This is a genomic window from Rhodanobacter koreensis (genome assembly GCF_054782855.1).
Genome location: NZ_BAAGRR010000012.1, coordinates 570094 through 583374 on the forward strand (window position 1 = coordinate 570094; position 13281 = coordinate 583374).

General features: G+C 64.9%; 17 protein-coding genes. 6 read left to right on the top strand and 11 right to left on the bottom strand.

The window, feature by feature from the left end:
• Window position 1 precedes the first annotated feature (1 nt).
• Both ACYVKM_RS16160 and ACYVKM_RS16165 read left to right on the top strand, forming a co-directional pair.
• Window positions 2-1918, top strand: coding sequence for a Gldg family protein (locus tag ACYVKM_RS16160; RefSeq protein WP_460878635.1), 1917 nt, complete (start codon window positions 2-4; stop codon window positions 1916-1918).
• Window positions 1919-2065: 147 nt separating this feature from the next.
• Window positions 2066-2944 carry a cytochrome c oxidase assembly protein gene (locus ACYVKM_RS16165; protein WP_460878636.1) on the top strand — a complete coding sequence of 293 codons (879 nt, stop codon included), beginning with the start codon at window positions 2066-2068 and terminating at the stop codon, window positions 2942-2944.
• 19 nt (window positions 2945-2963) lie between these two features.
• Here the strand turns inward: ACYVKM_RS16165 and ACYVKM_RS16170 are convergent, their stop codons facing one another.
• Together ACYVKM_RS16170 and ACYVKM_RS16175 are read right to left on the bottom strand one after the other, a co-directional pair.
• Entirely contained in the window at window positions 2964-3416 is a 453-nt protein-coding gene (locus ACYVKM_RS16170; protein WP_460878637.1) for a copper chaperone PCu(A)C, read from the bottom strand.
• Window positions 3413-4030, bottom strand: a complete 618-nt coding sequence (locus ACYVKM_RS16175) for an SCO family protein (protein ID WP_460878638.1) — start codon at window positions 4028-4030, stop codon at window positions 3413-3415. Before ACYVKM_RS16175 ends, ACYVKM_RS16170 begins: the two co-directional genes overlap by 4 nt.
• A 79-nt stretch (window positions 4031-4109) precedes the next feature.
• On the opposite strand from ACYVKM_RS16175, the gene ACYVKM_RS16180 reads away from it, so the two are divergent.
• Together ACYVKM_RS16180 and ACYVKM_RS16185 are read left to right on the top strand one after the other, a co-directional pair.
• A complete protein-coding gene (locus tag ACYVKM_RS16180) occupies window positions 4110-4505 on the top strand; it encodes a DUF423 domain-containing protein (protein ID WP_460878639.1) in 396 nt (131 codons plus the stop codon).
• Between the two features lie 51 nt (window positions 4506-4556).
• A complete protein-coding gene (locus ACYVKM_RS16185; protein ID WP_460878640.1) occupies window positions 4557-4919 on the top strand; it encodes a hypothetical protein in 363 nt (120 codons plus the stop codon).
• A gap of 10 nt (window positions 4920-4929) precedes the next feature.
• Here ACYVKM_RS16185 and ACYVKM_RS16190 read toward each other — a convergent pair whose 3' ends face one another.
• The 5 genes from ACYVKM_RS16190 to ACYVKM_RS16210 form a co-directional block, all read right to left on the bottom strand.
• Window positions 4930-5709, bottom strand: coding sequence for a CPBP family intramembrane glutamic endopeptidase (locus ACYVKM_RS16190; RefSeq protein WP_460878641.1), 780 nt, complete (start codon window positions 5707-5709; stop codon window positions 4930-4932).
• Entirely contained in the window at window positions 5706-5999 is a 294-nt protein-coding gene (locus tag ACYVKM_RS16195) for a DUF3887 domain-containing protein (protein WP_460878642.1), read from the bottom strand. Before ACYVKM_RS16195 ends, ACYVKM_RS16190 begins: the two co-directional genes overlap by 4 nt.
• A gap of 121 nt (window positions 6000-6120) precedes the next feature.
• Window positions 6121-6315 (bottom strand): DUF4177 domain-containing protein, encoded by a 195-nt coding sequence (locus ACYVKM_RS16200; protein ID WP_460878643.1) that lies wholly within the window; start codon window positions 6313-6315, stop codon window positions 6121-6123.
• 22 nt (window positions 6316-6337) lie between these two features.
• Window positions 6338-6529 (bottom strand): type II toxin-antitoxin system antitoxin, encoded by a 192-nt coding sequence (locus ACYVKM_RS16205; protein ID WP_460878644.1) that lies wholly within the window; start codon window positions 6527-6529, stop codon window positions 6338-6340.
• Window positions 6530-6579: 50 nt separating this feature from the next.
• Entirely contained in the window at window positions 6580-7449 is an 870-nt protein-coding gene (locus ACYVKM_RS16210) for an SPFH domain-containing protein (protein ID WP_460878645.1), read from the bottom strand.
• Window positions 7450-7598: 149 nt separating this feature from the next.
• Here ACYVKM_RS16210 and purT point away from each other — a divergent pair, with 149 nt between their 5' ends.
• Together purT and ACYVKM_RS16220 are read left to right on the top strand one after the other, a co-directional pair.
• Window positions 7599-8780 (top strand): formate-dependent phosphoribosylglycinamide formyltransferase, encoded by a 1182-nt coding sequence (gene purT / locus ACYVKM_RS16215; protein ID WP_460878646.1) that lies wholly within the window; start codon window positions 7599-7601, stop codon window positions 8778-8780.
• Window positions 8781-8855: 75 nt separating this feature from the next.
• The gene (locus ACYVKM_RS16220) at window positions 8856-10376 is read left to right on the top strand and encodes an FMN-binding glutamate synthase family protein (protein ID WP_460878647.1); all 1521 of its coding nucleotides are present in this window, start codon (window positions 8856-8858) and stop codon (window positions 10374-10376) included.
• A gap of 82 nt (window positions 10377-10458) precedes the next feature.
• Here ACYVKM_RS16220 and ACYVKM_RS16225 read toward each other — a convergent pair whose 3' ends face one another.
• From ACYVKM_RS16225 to ACYVKM_RS16240, 4 genes are all read right to left on the bottom strand, one after another.
• Entirely contained in the window at window positions 10459-11166 is a 708-nt protein-coding gene (locus ACYVKM_RS16225) for an arginyltransferase (protein ID WP_460878648.1), read from the bottom strand.
• 141 nt (window positions 11167-11307) lie between these two features.
• Window positions 11308-11700, bottom strand: a complete 393-nt coding sequence (locus tag ACYVKM_RS16230) for a hypothetical protein (RefSeq protein WP_460878649.1) — start codon at window positions 11698-11700, stop codon at window positions 11308-11310.
• A 35-nt stretch (window positions 11701-11735) separates the two neighbouring features.
• Window positions 11736-12602: an acyl-CoA thioesterase gene (locus ACYVKM_RS16235; RefSeq protein WP_460878650.1), complete on the bottom strand. Its 867-nt coding sequence runs from the start codon at window positions 12600-12602 to the stop codon at window positions 11736-11738.
• Between the two features lie 68 nt (window positions 12603-12670).
• The gene (locus ACYVKM_RS16240; protein WP_460878651.1) at window positions 12671-13231 is read right to left on the bottom strand and encodes an N-acetylmuramoyl-L-alanine amidase; all 561 of its coding nucleotides are present in this window, start codon (window positions 13229-13231) and stop codon (window positions 12671-12673) included.
• Between the last annotated feature and the right edge of the window lie 50 nt (window positions 13232-13281).

A 13281-nucleotide genomic window follows, 5' to 3' on the forward strand; every position in this document is an offset into this window, starting at 1 on the left:
CATGCCGAGCTTCCATCTGCCGCGCGTCCTTTCCACCCCGCTGCGACTGACCCGGCGCGGCGTGCTGTATGCGGGGCTGATATTGCTGGTGCTGGTCTTCGTGCCGCTGATCGTGGCCAGCAGCCGCTGGTTGCATGCATCGCGCATCGATCTCACCACCGACAAGCTGTACACGCTGACGCCTGGCACGCTGCAGATCGTCGACACGCTGAAACGACCGCTGCGGCTGACCCTGTACTTCTCCGAGCATGCCACCCGCGACCTGCCGCAGCTGCGCAGTTACGAGCAGCGCGTGCGCGAGATGCTGCAGGAGATGGTGGCGCGTTCGCACGGCCGCATCCGCCTGCAGGTGATCGATCCGGTGCCGTACTCCGACGACGAAGCGAGTGCCGAAGGTGGCGGCCTTACTGCCGCCAATGGCGGCAGCAACGGCGAGCGGGTGTTCTTCGGCCTGGTCGGCAGTGCCATGGGAGCGGGTGCCGACGGGGATGCCGTAGAGGATCGCGTGGCCGAGAAGACGCTGGCGATCGCGTTCTTCGACCCGGCGCGCGAGTCGTTTGTCGAATACGACATCGCCAAGCTGCTGTACGAGCTGAATCAGACCAGCAAGCCGCCGATTGGCGTGATCAGCTCGCTGCCGGTCGCCGGCAACCCTCTGCTCGGCCAGCCGGCGTGGACGGTGATGCAGCAGCTCGATCAGTTGTTCGACGTGAAGATGCTGGACGCGACCACGCTGAAGCACGTTGATGAGAGCATCAAGGTGCTGCTGCTGATCCATCCCAGGCAACTGCCGCCTGATGCGCAGTATGCGGTCGAGCAGTACGTGCTGCATGGCGGTCATCTGGCGGTGTTCGTCGATCCGGATGCGGAGCTCGATACCACCCCCTACGCTGCCGACAGCCCCACGTTCCCCGACCACAGCTCGGATTTGCCGCATCTGTTCGCGGCGTGGGGCGTGCTCTACGATCCGCGCAAGGTGGTGCTTGACCGCTCCCGTGCCTTGCAGATCGAGCTGGCCGGCAACGGCTTCAATCATCCGGCGATGCTCGGCCTCGGTGCGCAGGAGCTCAACCGCGATGACGCGATCACGGCCAGCCTGCAGCGCATCAACGTCTCCACCATCGGCTATTTCGATCTGGCACACGATGCACGCACGCGGCTGATCCCCTTGCTGCAGAGCAGTGCGGATGCCGAGGTGGTACCGACCCAGCGGGTGCTGGATGCTTCAGGTGACCCTACTGCGTTGCTGCAGGGATACAAGCAGGACAACAACCATTACGTGCTGGCGGCGCGCCTGCGCGGCACGCTCGACAGCGCATTTCCGGAACGCGCCGGTCAGCCGGGATATCTGGCCCATTCCGCGCCGAATGCCGAGGTGATCCTGGTTGCCGATACCGACCTGCTCAGCGACCGCCTGTGGGTGGAGCCGCAGACCATGCTCGGCCAGACGATGATGCAGGCCTTCGCCAACAACGGCGATTTCGTCACCAATCTGGTCGACAACCTCAGTGGTTCCTCGGCGCTGCTTTCCATCCGCGGACGTTCCACCTCGCAGCGTCCGTTCACGCGGGTGGAAGCGCTGCGCAATGTGGCCGACCAGAAATTTCTGCAGAAGGAGCACGAGCTGGAGCAGGAGCTGGCCGAGACCCGGCGCCGGCTCGATGAGCTGCAGCCGTCCAAGGGCAGCCACGGCAGTACCATCACGACCGAGCAACGGCAGGAAATCGAGCAGTTCCGTCAGCGACAGCTGGCGATCAACAAGGAGCTGCGCGAGGTGCAGCACCAGCTCAACGCCGAGATTGACGCGCTCGGGCTGCGCGTGAAGTTCATCAATATCGTGCTGGTGCCGGCGCTGGTGGTTCTGATCGGGCTGCTCTACGGCTGGCGCCGCAGCCGGCGCAGCCGTCAGAGTAGGTGATTGCGGCAGGGGGCGGATACCGCCTGAACCCGCGAGCGGCAATCTGCCGCAAGGCAGGCGGCATGTGCGGCATTATGCTGGGTGGTCGCGAAGTGCTGGATGGTCGCGGACAGGTTTCGGGTCGAATCGGGTCGCCGGTGCATTGAAGTGATGGCAATGCTGTTGAAATGGATCGTGCCGTGGGAATTTTCGTGGGTGTTTCTCGCGATCTTCCTCGCGACCTGCGTGCTGTACCTGCGCGGCAGTCGCCGATTGTCGGTGAGTTTCGGTCGCAGGCTGGCGTTCTGGACCGGCATGGCGATCATCTACCTGTCGCTGCAGACCTATCTGGACTATTACGCCGAGCATGAATTCTTCATGCACCGCATCCAGCAGTTGCTGCTGCATCACATGGCGCCGCTGTTGATCGTGGCCACGTATCCGGCTTCAGTGCTGCGGGCCGGTCTGCCGCTAGGGTGGCGAGTGCGCGTGCTGCGGCCGCTGCAGCGCTCGTGGCCGTGGCGACTGGTCAGCGGGGTGGTCCTGAATCCGTTGGTCGCCACGCTGCTGTTCGTCGTGTTCGTGTTGATCTGGCTGATTCCCGCCTTGCAGACGCTGGCGATGCTGGACTGGCGCATCTATCGCTTCATGAACTGGACGATGCTGATCAGCGGCTTCGCTTACTGGTCGCTGGTGCTCGATCACCGGCCACATCCGCCGGGACGGATGACAGCCGGCCTGCGCGTGCTGTCGCCTGCGGTCACCATGACGCCGCAGATCCTCGCCGGCGCCATCGTCACGTTTTCCAAGACCGATCTTTACCCGATCTTCGAGATCTGCGGTCGCGCGTTTACCTTCAACGTGCTGACCGGGCAGCTGATCGGTGGCGTGATCACCTGGGTGCCGGCAGCCCTGATCGAGTCGATCGGCGGACTGCTGGCGCTGCGCCAGTGGCTGCGGTTGTCGCGCAATGGGCGTCTGCCGCGCCGCCCATTGTGCCGACCGGCGCTGCGCTCGTCGGCGACCACCAGCCCATTCGCGGAATGAAGCAAGGCCGCGGTGTTTTTCAGTGGCTGTCGTCCACGGCATTGGCCGGGCGCGCGAGAAAGTCGGTGGCCACGGTGCTGCCGTCGGTGAACTGGAGGATCAGCCTGATCGAGTCGCCGGGCTTCACCGGCCGCGTCGGCTCCATCAGCATCAGGTGGTAGCCGGCCGGTGCCAGCACGGCCGAACCATGGGCCGGAATGCCCAGCGAGTCGACCATCGCCATGCGGCTCATGCCGCCTTCGCTGGAACTCTGGTGCAGCATCACGTCACCGTATGCCGCACTGCTCGCGCCGCTCAGCGTGGCCGCCTTGTCGCCATCGTTTGCCAGCGTGACATAGGCGCCCGCAGGCAGGTTGCCAGGCAGCACGCGGATCCAGGCGTGGCTGGCATGGACGTGTTCGGCAACGCCGGCATGCGCACCGCCGGTCAGCAACAGGCCGGCGAACAGAAACGACAAGGGGTGTGGTCTCATGGCGCGGCTCCGGTGTCGAGCAGCAGATGCAGGTCATGAACGATGTCATCCTGCGAGGCTGCAGGGGTGGCCAGTGCGCGCGCGTGGCCGTCACGGTCGAACAGATAGATGGCCGAGCCGTGGCTGACCTCGTAGTTGCCGCCGGTGCTGGCCGGCTCGCGGGTGAATGACGAGCGATAGCGCTTGACCAGCGCCTCCACCATGCGCGGGTCGCCGGTGAGGCCGACTGCGCGCGGGTCGAACGCATTGACATAGGTACGCATCACGTCCGGCGTGTCGCGGGCCGGATCGACGCTGACGAACAGGATGCGTGCGCCATCGGCCAGTGGCCCGAGTCGCTGCATCACCACGTGCAGGTGCGCCAGGGTCAGCGGGCAGACATCCGGACAATGGGTGTAGCCGAAATACAGCACCACCACCTTGCCGCGATAGTCGGCGCCGGTAACTGTCTTGCCGTGGTCGTCGGTGAGTTTGAAATCGAGATCGGGCATGTGACCGCTGACATCGGTCAGCCGCAGCGGAAGCGGCTCGCTGCGCTGGCAGCCGCCCAGCAGAAGGCCGAAGGCGAACAGCAGTAACAGCAGGGCGACGCGCGGCGGGTGATGGAACTTCATGCGAGAATCCGGGCTCTTCAACCCGTCAAGCATACGACAGCGGCTGCAATGCCGGGTTCGACAACCGGAGAATTCACCCATGCTGCGACAACCTGTCAGTACCCGGGGCATGTCGACAATGGCCGGTCTGCTGATCGGTTTGGCGGGTGCCAGTGCGGTGCTGCTGGGCGCATTCGGTGCACATGCCTTGCGTGGTGTACTCGACGCACGCGGCAGCGAGCTGTGGCATACCGCCGTGAATTACCACGCCTTGCATGCACTGGCGCTGGTGCTGGCGGCAGGTATGGGTCAGGGCCGAAGCGGGCGCGTGGCGATCGCTGCGTTCGCGATCGGCATCGTGCTGTTCAGCGGCAGCCTGTACGCACTTGCGCTGGATGCACCGCGTTGGGTCGGCATCATCACTCCGTTTGGCGGCGTGGCTTTCATCAGTGGCTGGATCGCGCTGGGCCTGTCGCTGCGTACACACACGGATTGACCACGGCGAATTCGTCATTCGCCTGTCATGCCGCTGCGTCAGCATGCCGGCATGAATCTCGCCACGATCCTGCGCACCCATCCGTGGTTGGCCGCCGCCGGCATGCTGGCGGGGCTGTTCGTGATTGTGCTGAACGGTTTCGGTCTGGTTCGCCCACTGCCGGGTTCCGGCTCGCTGATGCGCTGGCACGACGCAAGCCACGACTGGCTGCTGGTTGCCGATGACCAGGCCAATCAGCTGACCGTCTACGACGCCACCGATGGACGGCCGTTGCATCGATTCGGAGCAGGAGCCGTGGGCGATGTCGCGACGCTGGCGCAGCGTGATGGCCATCTGTTCATTATCGACGATGACGGTGCGCGCAATGAACTCAAGTTGCCGCAACTGCAAAGGGTCGCTTCCAGCAATCCCTGAGGCATGACGCTCAGAGGCTGGCCGCCAGTGGCAATGCCACGTGCAGTACCAGGTCCGCGCAGAAGTGCGCCAGCATCGCGTGCTCCAACCCGTATTTCCAGAACAGCGTGCCAGTCACCAGTCCGACCAGTGCATTGAGCAGCACGATGCGGGCGATCACGAGTGGCGCATGCGCCATGCCCATCGCAAACGCGGTCGGCAAGTGGCCGGCACCGAACAACAGCGCCGCCAGCACTATCGCCACGACGAACATCCATGAGCGCGCCTGTCGCCGGTTGAGCCACGCCAGCAGCCACACGAACAGGCTGACCAGCAACAGGCGGCATTCGGTTTCTTCGACGATGCCGCCGTAGAACGAGGCCAGCGCACCGCGCCACGCCGAGCCAAGGGCGGTATCCGTGCCGATGGCATGCCAAGGTGAGCCGACCCGCTGGATGCCGATCACCAGCAGCGCTGCCAGCACACCGAGCAGGGCGGCCAGCCACCAGCGTACCTGCCGGGTGGGATCGCGCGGTCGGCGATAGACCCACGCCCGCAGCCACGGTGCATCGAGACCATGGCGTGCGCCGAGAAACAGACCCAGCCAGCCGAGCAGCAGGCACAGCACGCCGGTCTGCAGCGCTTGAGCCGGCAGCAGCATCCACAACGGCAAGGGCGATTCGGCCAACTTCAGTGGCATCAAGGCGACGAGATAGGGACTTAACGCCAGCGTTGCCAATATCCCGGCGACACCAAGCAGCAGTGCCAGTTTTAGATGATGGCCGCGTACCGGCTGCTCATGTTGTGTCATGGCATCGTTCCGTGATGCGGCTTGATGTAGAACCCGCCGATCCTGCCGTCTGCATCGCAGGACACCCGCACATCGATCAGGCGCTGGCCGTAATGCAGCGGAGTGACCACCAGGGTACGGCCGTCTTTCTGACTGAGCTGCGGCCGTTCGCGTGCGCCGCGCGTGCCGAACTGTTGCGAAACGGCCGGCCAGATTCTGGCTAGGCGGTCGGCGCCGAGGTCGACTTTCATGCTGTCATCGAAGTCGGCAGTGGCGCCTGCGTAGTCGCCTTGGTCCAGATGATCGAGCATCCTGGTAGATGTGGCTTGGCAGTCAGTGCCTGCAGCGTGTGTCAGGCCGACTCCGAGACCAAGTGCGATACAGATGGCGCAGGCAAGTTTCAGCATGGCGATTCCTCCTGGATATGGCTGTTCAGCGCGGGCGCTTGAGGTACAGCACCGTCGGTTGGGATGGCCCGACGCAGACGGCGTTGACCAGCTCCCAGCCCAGCGCGCCCTCACGGTTGAGTGCCGCGATGGCCTCGTCGTCGGTCGGCGTCAGGCTGAGCTTGAGGCCGCCACCACCGTGTTTCAGCGTCACGACCTTGTATTCCCATGTTGCAGCCATTGGATTTTCTCCCAGGATCGATTCAGTGGTTGTCGTCATCGATGGGTGGTGCGGTCTTTTCGGGCTTCAGGCGTCCGCTCTTGCGCAACGCTTCGCGCAGCACGTATTCGATCTGTGCATTCACGCTGCGCAGCTCGTCGTCGGACCAGCGCTGCATCGCGTCGAGCACGGCAGCGCTGATGCGCAGCGGATAGGCTTTTTTCTCGGCAGCCATGCGGTCTCAGTATTGCCGTGGTTGGCTGGCGGCGTGGCTGATGGCGTCCATCAACCGCTGTACAGCGTGCCGGTATTCAGCACCGGCTGGCTGCCGCGTTCGCCGCACAGCACCACCAGCAGGTTGCTGACCATCGCTGCCTTGCGCTCTTCGTCCAGCTGCACCACGCCACGCTGGCTGAGCTGATCGAGTGCCATCTCGACCATGCTCACCGCACCTTCGACGATCTTGGTGCGCGCGGCGATGATGGCGCCGGCCTGCTGGCGTTGCAGCATGGCCTGGGCGATTTCCTGGGCGTAGGCGAGATGGCTGATGCGTGCCTCGATGACTTCTACGCCGGCCTTGCCGAGACGGGTCTGGATCTCGTCGCGCAGATGCGTGTTGATCACGTCGCCGTGGCTGCGCAGCGACGGGATGCTGTCGTCGTGCGAGTCGTAGGGATAGCTCTGCGCCATCTGTCGCAGTGCCGACTCGCTCTGGATGTGCACATAGTTCTCGTAGTCGTCCACGCAGAACACGGCCTCGGCGGTATCCACCACCTGCCACACCACCACCGCGGCGATCTCGATCGGGTTGCCGTCGCTGTCGTTGACCTTCAGCTTGCTGCTCTCGAAGTTGCGCACGCGCAGCGAAAGCCGTTGCTTGCTGTAGAACGGGTTGGTCCAGCGCAGACCCGCCTCGCGCACGGTACCGACGTACTTGCCGAACAGCTGCAACACCTGACCTTCATTCGGCGCCACCTGGAAAAAGCCCTTGAGCATGAAGGCCTCGATGAACAGCGAGGCGACGGCGCCAAGCACACGTCCCGCGGGCGCACCCGAGTCGGGTGAGAGCAGCAGCACGATGCCGATGCCGGCCAAGACAATGCAGAAACCAATGACGGGAATGCCTGCGAAGGAAAAACCATTGCGTTCGTTCATGGTGCTGTCTCCCTGAGATGCGCAAAGTAGATATCAAAAAGATATCATATGCAAGTGCCTCCCATGAGCTGCCTGATCAGGCGGCTCATGGTGGCCTGATCGGCATGCGAGCCGCATACAATGCCGTTTTGCCTGCGCCGGAGAACCCGATGAAGCCGTTTGGTACGCCCCATTCCGATCACGCCCTGCGCGTCCTGTTGCTGGGTGCCGGCGAACTGGGCAAGGAGGTGGCGATCGAGTTGCAGCGCTACGCGGTGGAGGTGATCGCGGTGGACCGCTACGCCAACGCCCCGGCGATGCAGATCGCCCATCGCAGCCACGTGATCGACATGCTCGATGGCAAGGCATTGCGCGCGGTGATCGAGCTGGAAAAGCCCGACCTGGTGGTGCCGGAGATCGAGGCGATCCACACGCCCACCCTGATCGAGCTGGAGAAAGAGGGGCAGCGGGTGATCCCGACCGCCCGCGCGGCATGGCTGACGATGGATCGTGAAGGCATCCGCAAGCTGGCCGCGGAGGAACTGAAACTGCCGACCTCACCCTACCGCTTCTGCGACGACGAGACGCAATATCGCGAGGCGGCGGCCGTGATCGGCTACCCGTTCGTGATCAAGCCGGTGATGAGTTCATCCGGCAAGGGCCAGAGCGTGGTGCGCAGCGCGGATGAATTGCAGCATGCGTGGGATTACGCGCAGTCCGGCGGCCGCGCCGGCAAGGGACGGGTGATCGTCGAGGGTTTCGTGGATTTCGATTACGAGATCACCATGCTGACGGTACGGCACGCCAGCGGCGTCAGCTTCTGCGCGCCGATCGGCCATCGCCAGGAGGACGGCGACTATCGCGAGTCGTGGCAGCCGCAGCCGATGAGTGCGGTTGCATTGGCCGAGGCGCAGCGGCAGGCCGCGGCGGTGACCGGTGCGCTCGGTGGCTGGGGCGTGTTCGGTGTGGAGTTCTTCGTCAAGGGCGACGCGGTGATCTTCTCCGAGGTCAGTCCGCGGCCGCATGACACCGGCCTGGTCACGCTGATCTCGCAGGAGTTCTCGGAATTTGCGCTGCACGCGCGCGCCATCCTCGGCCTGCCGATTCCGGTGATCCATCAATACGGACCATCAGCCTCGTGCGCCGTGCTGGTCGAGGGTGACGGCAGCGGACCGCGCTATCACGGTGTGGCGGAGGCACTGGCCGAACCGGATACCCAGTTGCGCATCTTCGGCAAGCCGGCAGTCAAGGGGCGTCGCCGCATGGCGGTGACACTGGCGCGCGCCGATACGCTGGAAGCTGCGGTGACCAAGGCGGTGAGTGCTGCAAAATGCCTGCGCATCGAGCTGTGAGCACCAGCATGGATCTCGGTACGATGCGCTAGCCTGACTGCCGCAAGGCGATTGAACCGCTAGAGAGGAAACAGCATGGAATCGACGGGATTTGCACACTGGCTGGTCGTGGTGGTGGAACTCTGCACGGCACTCGCGCTGCTTTTGCTCGCACTGGCGGTGGTGATCGTGCTGGCGACCTGGGTCGCCGACCGCAACCAGACCGGCAATGCGGTGCTGCGCAACTTCCCGGTGATCGGCCACTTCCGCTACTGGTTCCTGCATCTGGGCGAATTCTTCCGCCAGTACCTGTATTCCAGCGACCGCGAGGAGATGCCGTTCAACCGTGCGCAGCGCACCTGGGTGTATCGCGCCGCGAAGGACGTGGACAACACCAACGCGTTCGGCTCCAGCCGCGACCTGCGCGCCGAGGGCGTGCCGTTCTTCGTCAACGCGCCGTTTCCGGACCTGGGCATGGACCATGTGAAACCGGTGCCGGTGATGATTGGCCCGTATGCACGCGAGCCTTACAGTCACGCGCCGTTCTTCAATATCTCGGCGATGAGCTTCGGTGCGCTGTCGGCGCCGGCGGTGCGTGCGCTGTCGCGCGGCGCGGCCAAGGCCGGGATCTGGATGGATACCGGCGAAGGCGGCCTGGCGCCGTATCACCTCGAGGGTGGCTGCGACATCATCTTCGAGATCGGCACAGCCAAATACGGCGTGCGCACGCCCGACGGCAAGCTCGACGACGGCAAGCTGCTGGCGATCTGCGCGCATCCGCAGGTCAAGATGGTCAGCATCAAGCTGGGGCAGGGCGCCAAGCCGGGCATGGGCGGCCTGCTGCCCGGCGCCAAGGTCACCGCGGAGATCGCGGCAATCCGCGGCATTCCGGTCGGCGAGGATTCGCAGAGTCCGAACCGCCACCTCGACATCGGCAACGTCTCGCAATTGATGGACAGCATCCACCATATCCGCGAGCTCACCGGCAAGCCGGTGGGCTTCAAGGCGGTACTCGGCGGCGTGGAGTGGATCGGCGAACTGTGCGACGAAGTGCATCGGCGCGGCATCGAGAGCGCCCCGGACTTCATCATCGTCGATGGCTCCGAAGGCGGCACCGGCGCGGCACCACAGACGCTGATGGAAGGCGTCGGCCTGCCGCTGCACGAGGCGCTGCCGGCCCTGCTCGACATGCTGATCGTCAAGGGCCTGCGCGAGCGCATCAAGGTGGTCTGCTCGGGCAAGTGCATCACCGCTTACGACGTTGCGTGGGCACTGTCGCTTGGCGCGGATTTCGTCAACTCCGCGCGTGGCTTCATGCTGGCGCTGGGCTGCATCCAGTCACTGCAGTGCAACCGCAACACCTGCCCCACCGGCATCACCACGCAGAACCCGAAACTGCAGCGTGGCCTCGTCGTCACCGACAAGAGCGAGCGCGTCTACCACTACGCCACCAACGTGATGAAGGAAGTCGGCATCATTGCGCACAGCTGCGGTGTCAGCGAGCCGCGTGAGCTCAACCGCAGCCATTGCCGCGTGGTGGGCGATGACGGATTGTCGATACCGCTGGAGAAGCTGTATCCGTATCCGCAGGTGGCGAAGCCGACCGAAGCCGCATGACGGAAGTGGAGGTCAGGATCAGCGAGGGCGAACCCCAGAGGCGGGCGCGGAGAAGTCGTGATTCGCTGTGCTCGTCATCAACCTACGCCATCTCCACCCAGCCCTCGGCCGTGCGGATCTGCAGCGGTTTGAAGCGTCGCTTGTAATCCATCTTCGGATGGCCGTCGATCCAGAAGCCCAGATACAGCCACGGCATGCCGCGGCGCCGGGCCAGTGCCAGCTGCTGAAGGATCGCGTAGGTGCCGAGGCTGCGCGCGGTTTCGTCGGGGTCGTAGAACGTATAGACGGCTGAAACCCCGTTGGTGCAGACGTCGGTGACGGCCACGGCGAGCAGGTGCTCGCGCCGACGCAGTTCCAGGAACAGCGTGGGACTCCACGGTGCGGTGAGGAAGCGGCGGAAATCGCTGGCTTCGGCATCGTCCATGCCGCCGCCGGCATGGCGGCTGTGCAGGTAGCGTTCGTACAGGCCGTGGCGCTCGCGGTTGTAGCCGGGGACCGACTCGCTGACGACGAGGTCGGCATTGCGCTTCAGGCAGCGGCGTTGCGCGCGGTCCGGCTGAAAGTTCGCCACGTCGATGCGGCAGGGCGTGCAGGCGCGACACTGCGGGCAATGCGGGAAATACAGGTGACCGCCTGCTCGCCGGAAGCCGCGCTCCAGCGCTGCGCCGTACAGCCGGTCGAGATGGGGTGCTGCCGGATCAAGCACCAGGTTCTGCGCCGTGCGCTCGGCGTAGTAGCCGCAGGCATGAGGCAGCGTCTGGAACAGGCGGACAGGGTCGGAGCGTCGCATGGCCCCGATTCTATGCTTGACTGTCGCAACACGCACGGCGCTGTTTTCGGGCCAGAGATCGCTCGCGCGAATCGAGCACGGCTGTGCCGGATCCGGCACCCTCAGGCAGGTCCAGGAGGGACTTGCCCGAAGTCTTCCGGACTAGACCACGTGCATGTAGCGCAGCACCACCATCGCGCACGCAGCGAGCACCACCAGCATCACGATGCGGCGTACACGGGCCACGGTGCGCTCGCGGCGCATTTCCGGTGTGGGGTTGCGGGCGGCGGCGAGTTCCTCGCCGTGGCGGATCACCGGCTCGATGCCGATCTCGCGCAGCAGTTCACGCGCTTTGGTGTAGTCGTCGGCATGGGTGATCCACACCTGCGCCCAGCTGTCGCGGTCGCCCTGCCGCTGCTGGTAGCTGAAACGCTGCCAGCTCTGTCGGTTGTAGTTGGATCGGTTGGCCACGCTGGCCTCGATGCCGTGTTCGGCCATCAGGGCGACCACACGATCGATGTTTTCCGGCCGGGGTGAGGTATAGATCTGGCGCATGCGCGCAGTTTACGCGATCGGACCTGGGCAGGCTCTCAATCGCCACGTACCCGGATCAGCCCTTCCTGCGCGGTGGAGGCCGCCAGCCGGCCGTCGCGGCTGAAGATCTGCCCGCGCGCGAGCCCACGGCCGCCCTGTGCCGTCGGGCTGTCGAACGAATACAGCAGCCATTCGTCGACGCGGAACGGGCGATGGAACCACAGCGCATGATCGAGGCTGGCCATCTGCACGTTGTGGGTCAGGTAGGAAATGCCGTGCGGCAACGTCGCGGTGCCGATCAGGTGGAAGTCCGAGGCATAGGCCAGCAGCGCGCGATGCAGGATCGCCGAATCGCTGATCGGCGAAGTCAGCTTGAACCAGATGTGCTGGATCGGTGGACGCTTGGCCGGATGACGCTCGTCGCGTGGCCACACCTGGCGGAACTCGAACGGACCGTCGATGCCCAGCCAGCGCTGCAGCTTCACCGGCAACCGTGCCAGTTCGTCCGGTGGCAGCGGATGCAGCGGCTCGATGTCTTCCGGCGCCGGTACTTCCGGCATCGATGTCTGGTGCTCGACGCCACGCTCGGGCACCTGGAACGAGATCGAGCCATTCAGGATCGGCTGGCCGTGCTGGATCGCCACCACCCGCCGCGAGGAGAACGTGCCGCCGTCACGGGTGCGCTCCACGCTGTACACGATCGGTGCCTCGATATCGCCGGCGCGCAGGAAATAGGCGTGCAGCGAATGCGCCTCGCGCACCGGGTCCACCGTTTCCTGCGCCGCCGCCAGCGCCTGCCCGAGCACCTGGCCGCCGAACACGAAACGGGTGCCGATGTCGCGGCTCTGGCCGCGGAACAGGTTGTCCTCCAGCCGTTCAAGCTGCAGCAGCTCGACCAGTTCGGTGACGTGGTTGGGTGACATGGAGGCAACTCGTGGCAACGACGAAGGCGCGATTATAGAGGCTGCCGGCCCGGATCCATGCCGTGTGGCTAGTGCGCAGCGATTCGTGTCAGGCCGCTACCTTCCAGCACCGCGGACCAGGGAAACAGCGGGCCGGGATCGAGTTTGCGGTGAATTTCCTTCGCCGGATCGTCGCTGGCCGGCATCAGCGCGGTATCCAGGTGCTCGTGGCCGGCAATCTGGCGCAGGCCGGGAAAGTCCTGGCGCAGCTGGGCCAGCAGGGCACGCAGCGCATCGATCTGGGCGGCGGTGTATGACTCGGTCATCTGCTGGTGATGCGAATCCCACCAGTGTGGGTAGCGGCCGAGATTCACCAGTTCGATGCCGATCGAGTTCGGGTTGTGCCCGCGCACATGATTCGCAACACGGGTGCCGGGCACGTAGCGATATACCGCGCCGTCGCGGTCGATGTAGTAGTGACCACTGTTGCCGCTGCCGTTGTCGTACAGCGCCTTCTCGCCGTAGCTGCGGGCTGTGGCCAGGTCCGGCAGCTCGGTGCAGTGGATCACCACCAGCTCGACGGCGCCGGCGGGGCGCTCGGGCAGGTGGGCGACGTAGGGCAGTGGCTGGTCATGGATGATCAGTGGCATCGCTCAAGTCTCGCACGTGGCAAGGCAGGGCGCACAAGGCCGATCGGACA

Excerpts from the sequence above, each read along its gene's own strand:
- ACYVKM_RS16160 (WP_460878635.1), top strand. The coding sequence starts at position 2 with ATGCCGAGCTTCCATCTGCCGCGCGTCCTTTCCACCCCGCTGCGACTG.
- ACYVKM_RS16170 (WP_460878637.1), bottom strand. The coding sequence starts at position 3,416 with ATGAGACCACACCCCTTGTCGTTTCTGTTCGCCGGCCTGTTGCTGACC.
- ACYVKM_RS16175 (WP_460878638.1), bottom strand. The coding sequence starts at position 4,030 with ATGAAGTTCCATCACCCGCCGCGCGTCGCCCTGCTGTTACTGCTGTTC.
- ACYVKM_RS16180 (WP_460878639.1), top strand. The coding sequence starts at position 4,110 with ATGCTGCGACAACCTGTCAGTACCCGGGGCATGTCGACAATGGCCGGT.
- ACYVKM_RS16185 (WP_460878640.1), top strand. The coding sequence starts at position 4,557 with ATGAATCTCGCCACGATCCTGCGCACCCATCCGTGGTTGGCCGCCGCC.
- ACYVKM_RS16190 (WP_460878641.1), bottom strand. The coding sequence starts at position 5,709 with ATGACACAACATGAGCAGCCGGTACGCGGCCATCATCTAAAACTGGCA.
- ACYVKM_RS16195 (WP_460878642.1), bottom strand. The coding sequence starts at position 5,999 with ATGCTCGATCATCTGGACCAAGGCGACTACGCAGGCGCCACTGCCGAC.
- ACYVKM_RS16200 (WP_460878643.1), bottom strand. The coding sequence starts at position 6,315 with ATGGCTGCAACATGGGAATACAAGGTCGTGACGCTGAAACACGGTGGT.
- ACYVKM_RS16205 (WP_460878644.1), bottom strand. The coding sequence starts at position 6,529 with ATGGCTGCCGAGAAAAAAGCCTATCCGCTGCGCATCAGCGCTGCCGTG.
- ACYVKM_RS16210 (WP_460878645.1), bottom strand. The coding sequence starts at position 7,449 with ATGAACGAACGCAATGGTTTTTCCTTCGCAGGCATTCCCGTCATTGGT.
- purT (WP_460878646.1), top strand. The coding sequence starts at position 7,599 with ATGAAGCCGTTTGGTACGCCCCATTCCGATCACGCCCTGCGCGTCCTG.
- ACYVKM_RS16220 (WP_460878647.1), top strand. The coding sequence starts at position 8,856 with ATGGAATCGACGGGATTTGCACACTGGCTGGTCGTGGTGGTGGAACTC.
- ACYVKM_RS16225 (WP_460878648.1), bottom strand. The coding sequence starts at position 11,166 with ATGCGACGCTCCGACCCTGTCCGCCTGTTCCAGACGCTGCCTCATGCC.
- ACYVKM_RS16230 (WP_460878649.1), bottom strand. The coding sequence starts at position 11,700 with ATGCGCCAGATCTATACCTCACCCCGGCCGGAAAACATCGATCGTGTG.
- ACYVKM_RS16235 (WP_460878650.1), bottom strand. The coding sequence starts at position 12,602 with ATGTCACCCAACCACGTCACCGAACTGGTCGAGCTGCTGCAGCTTGAA.
- ACYVKM_RS16240 (WP_460878651.1), bottom strand. The coding sequence starts at position 13,231 with ATGCCACTGATCATCCATGACCAGCCACTGCCCTACGTCGCCCACCTG.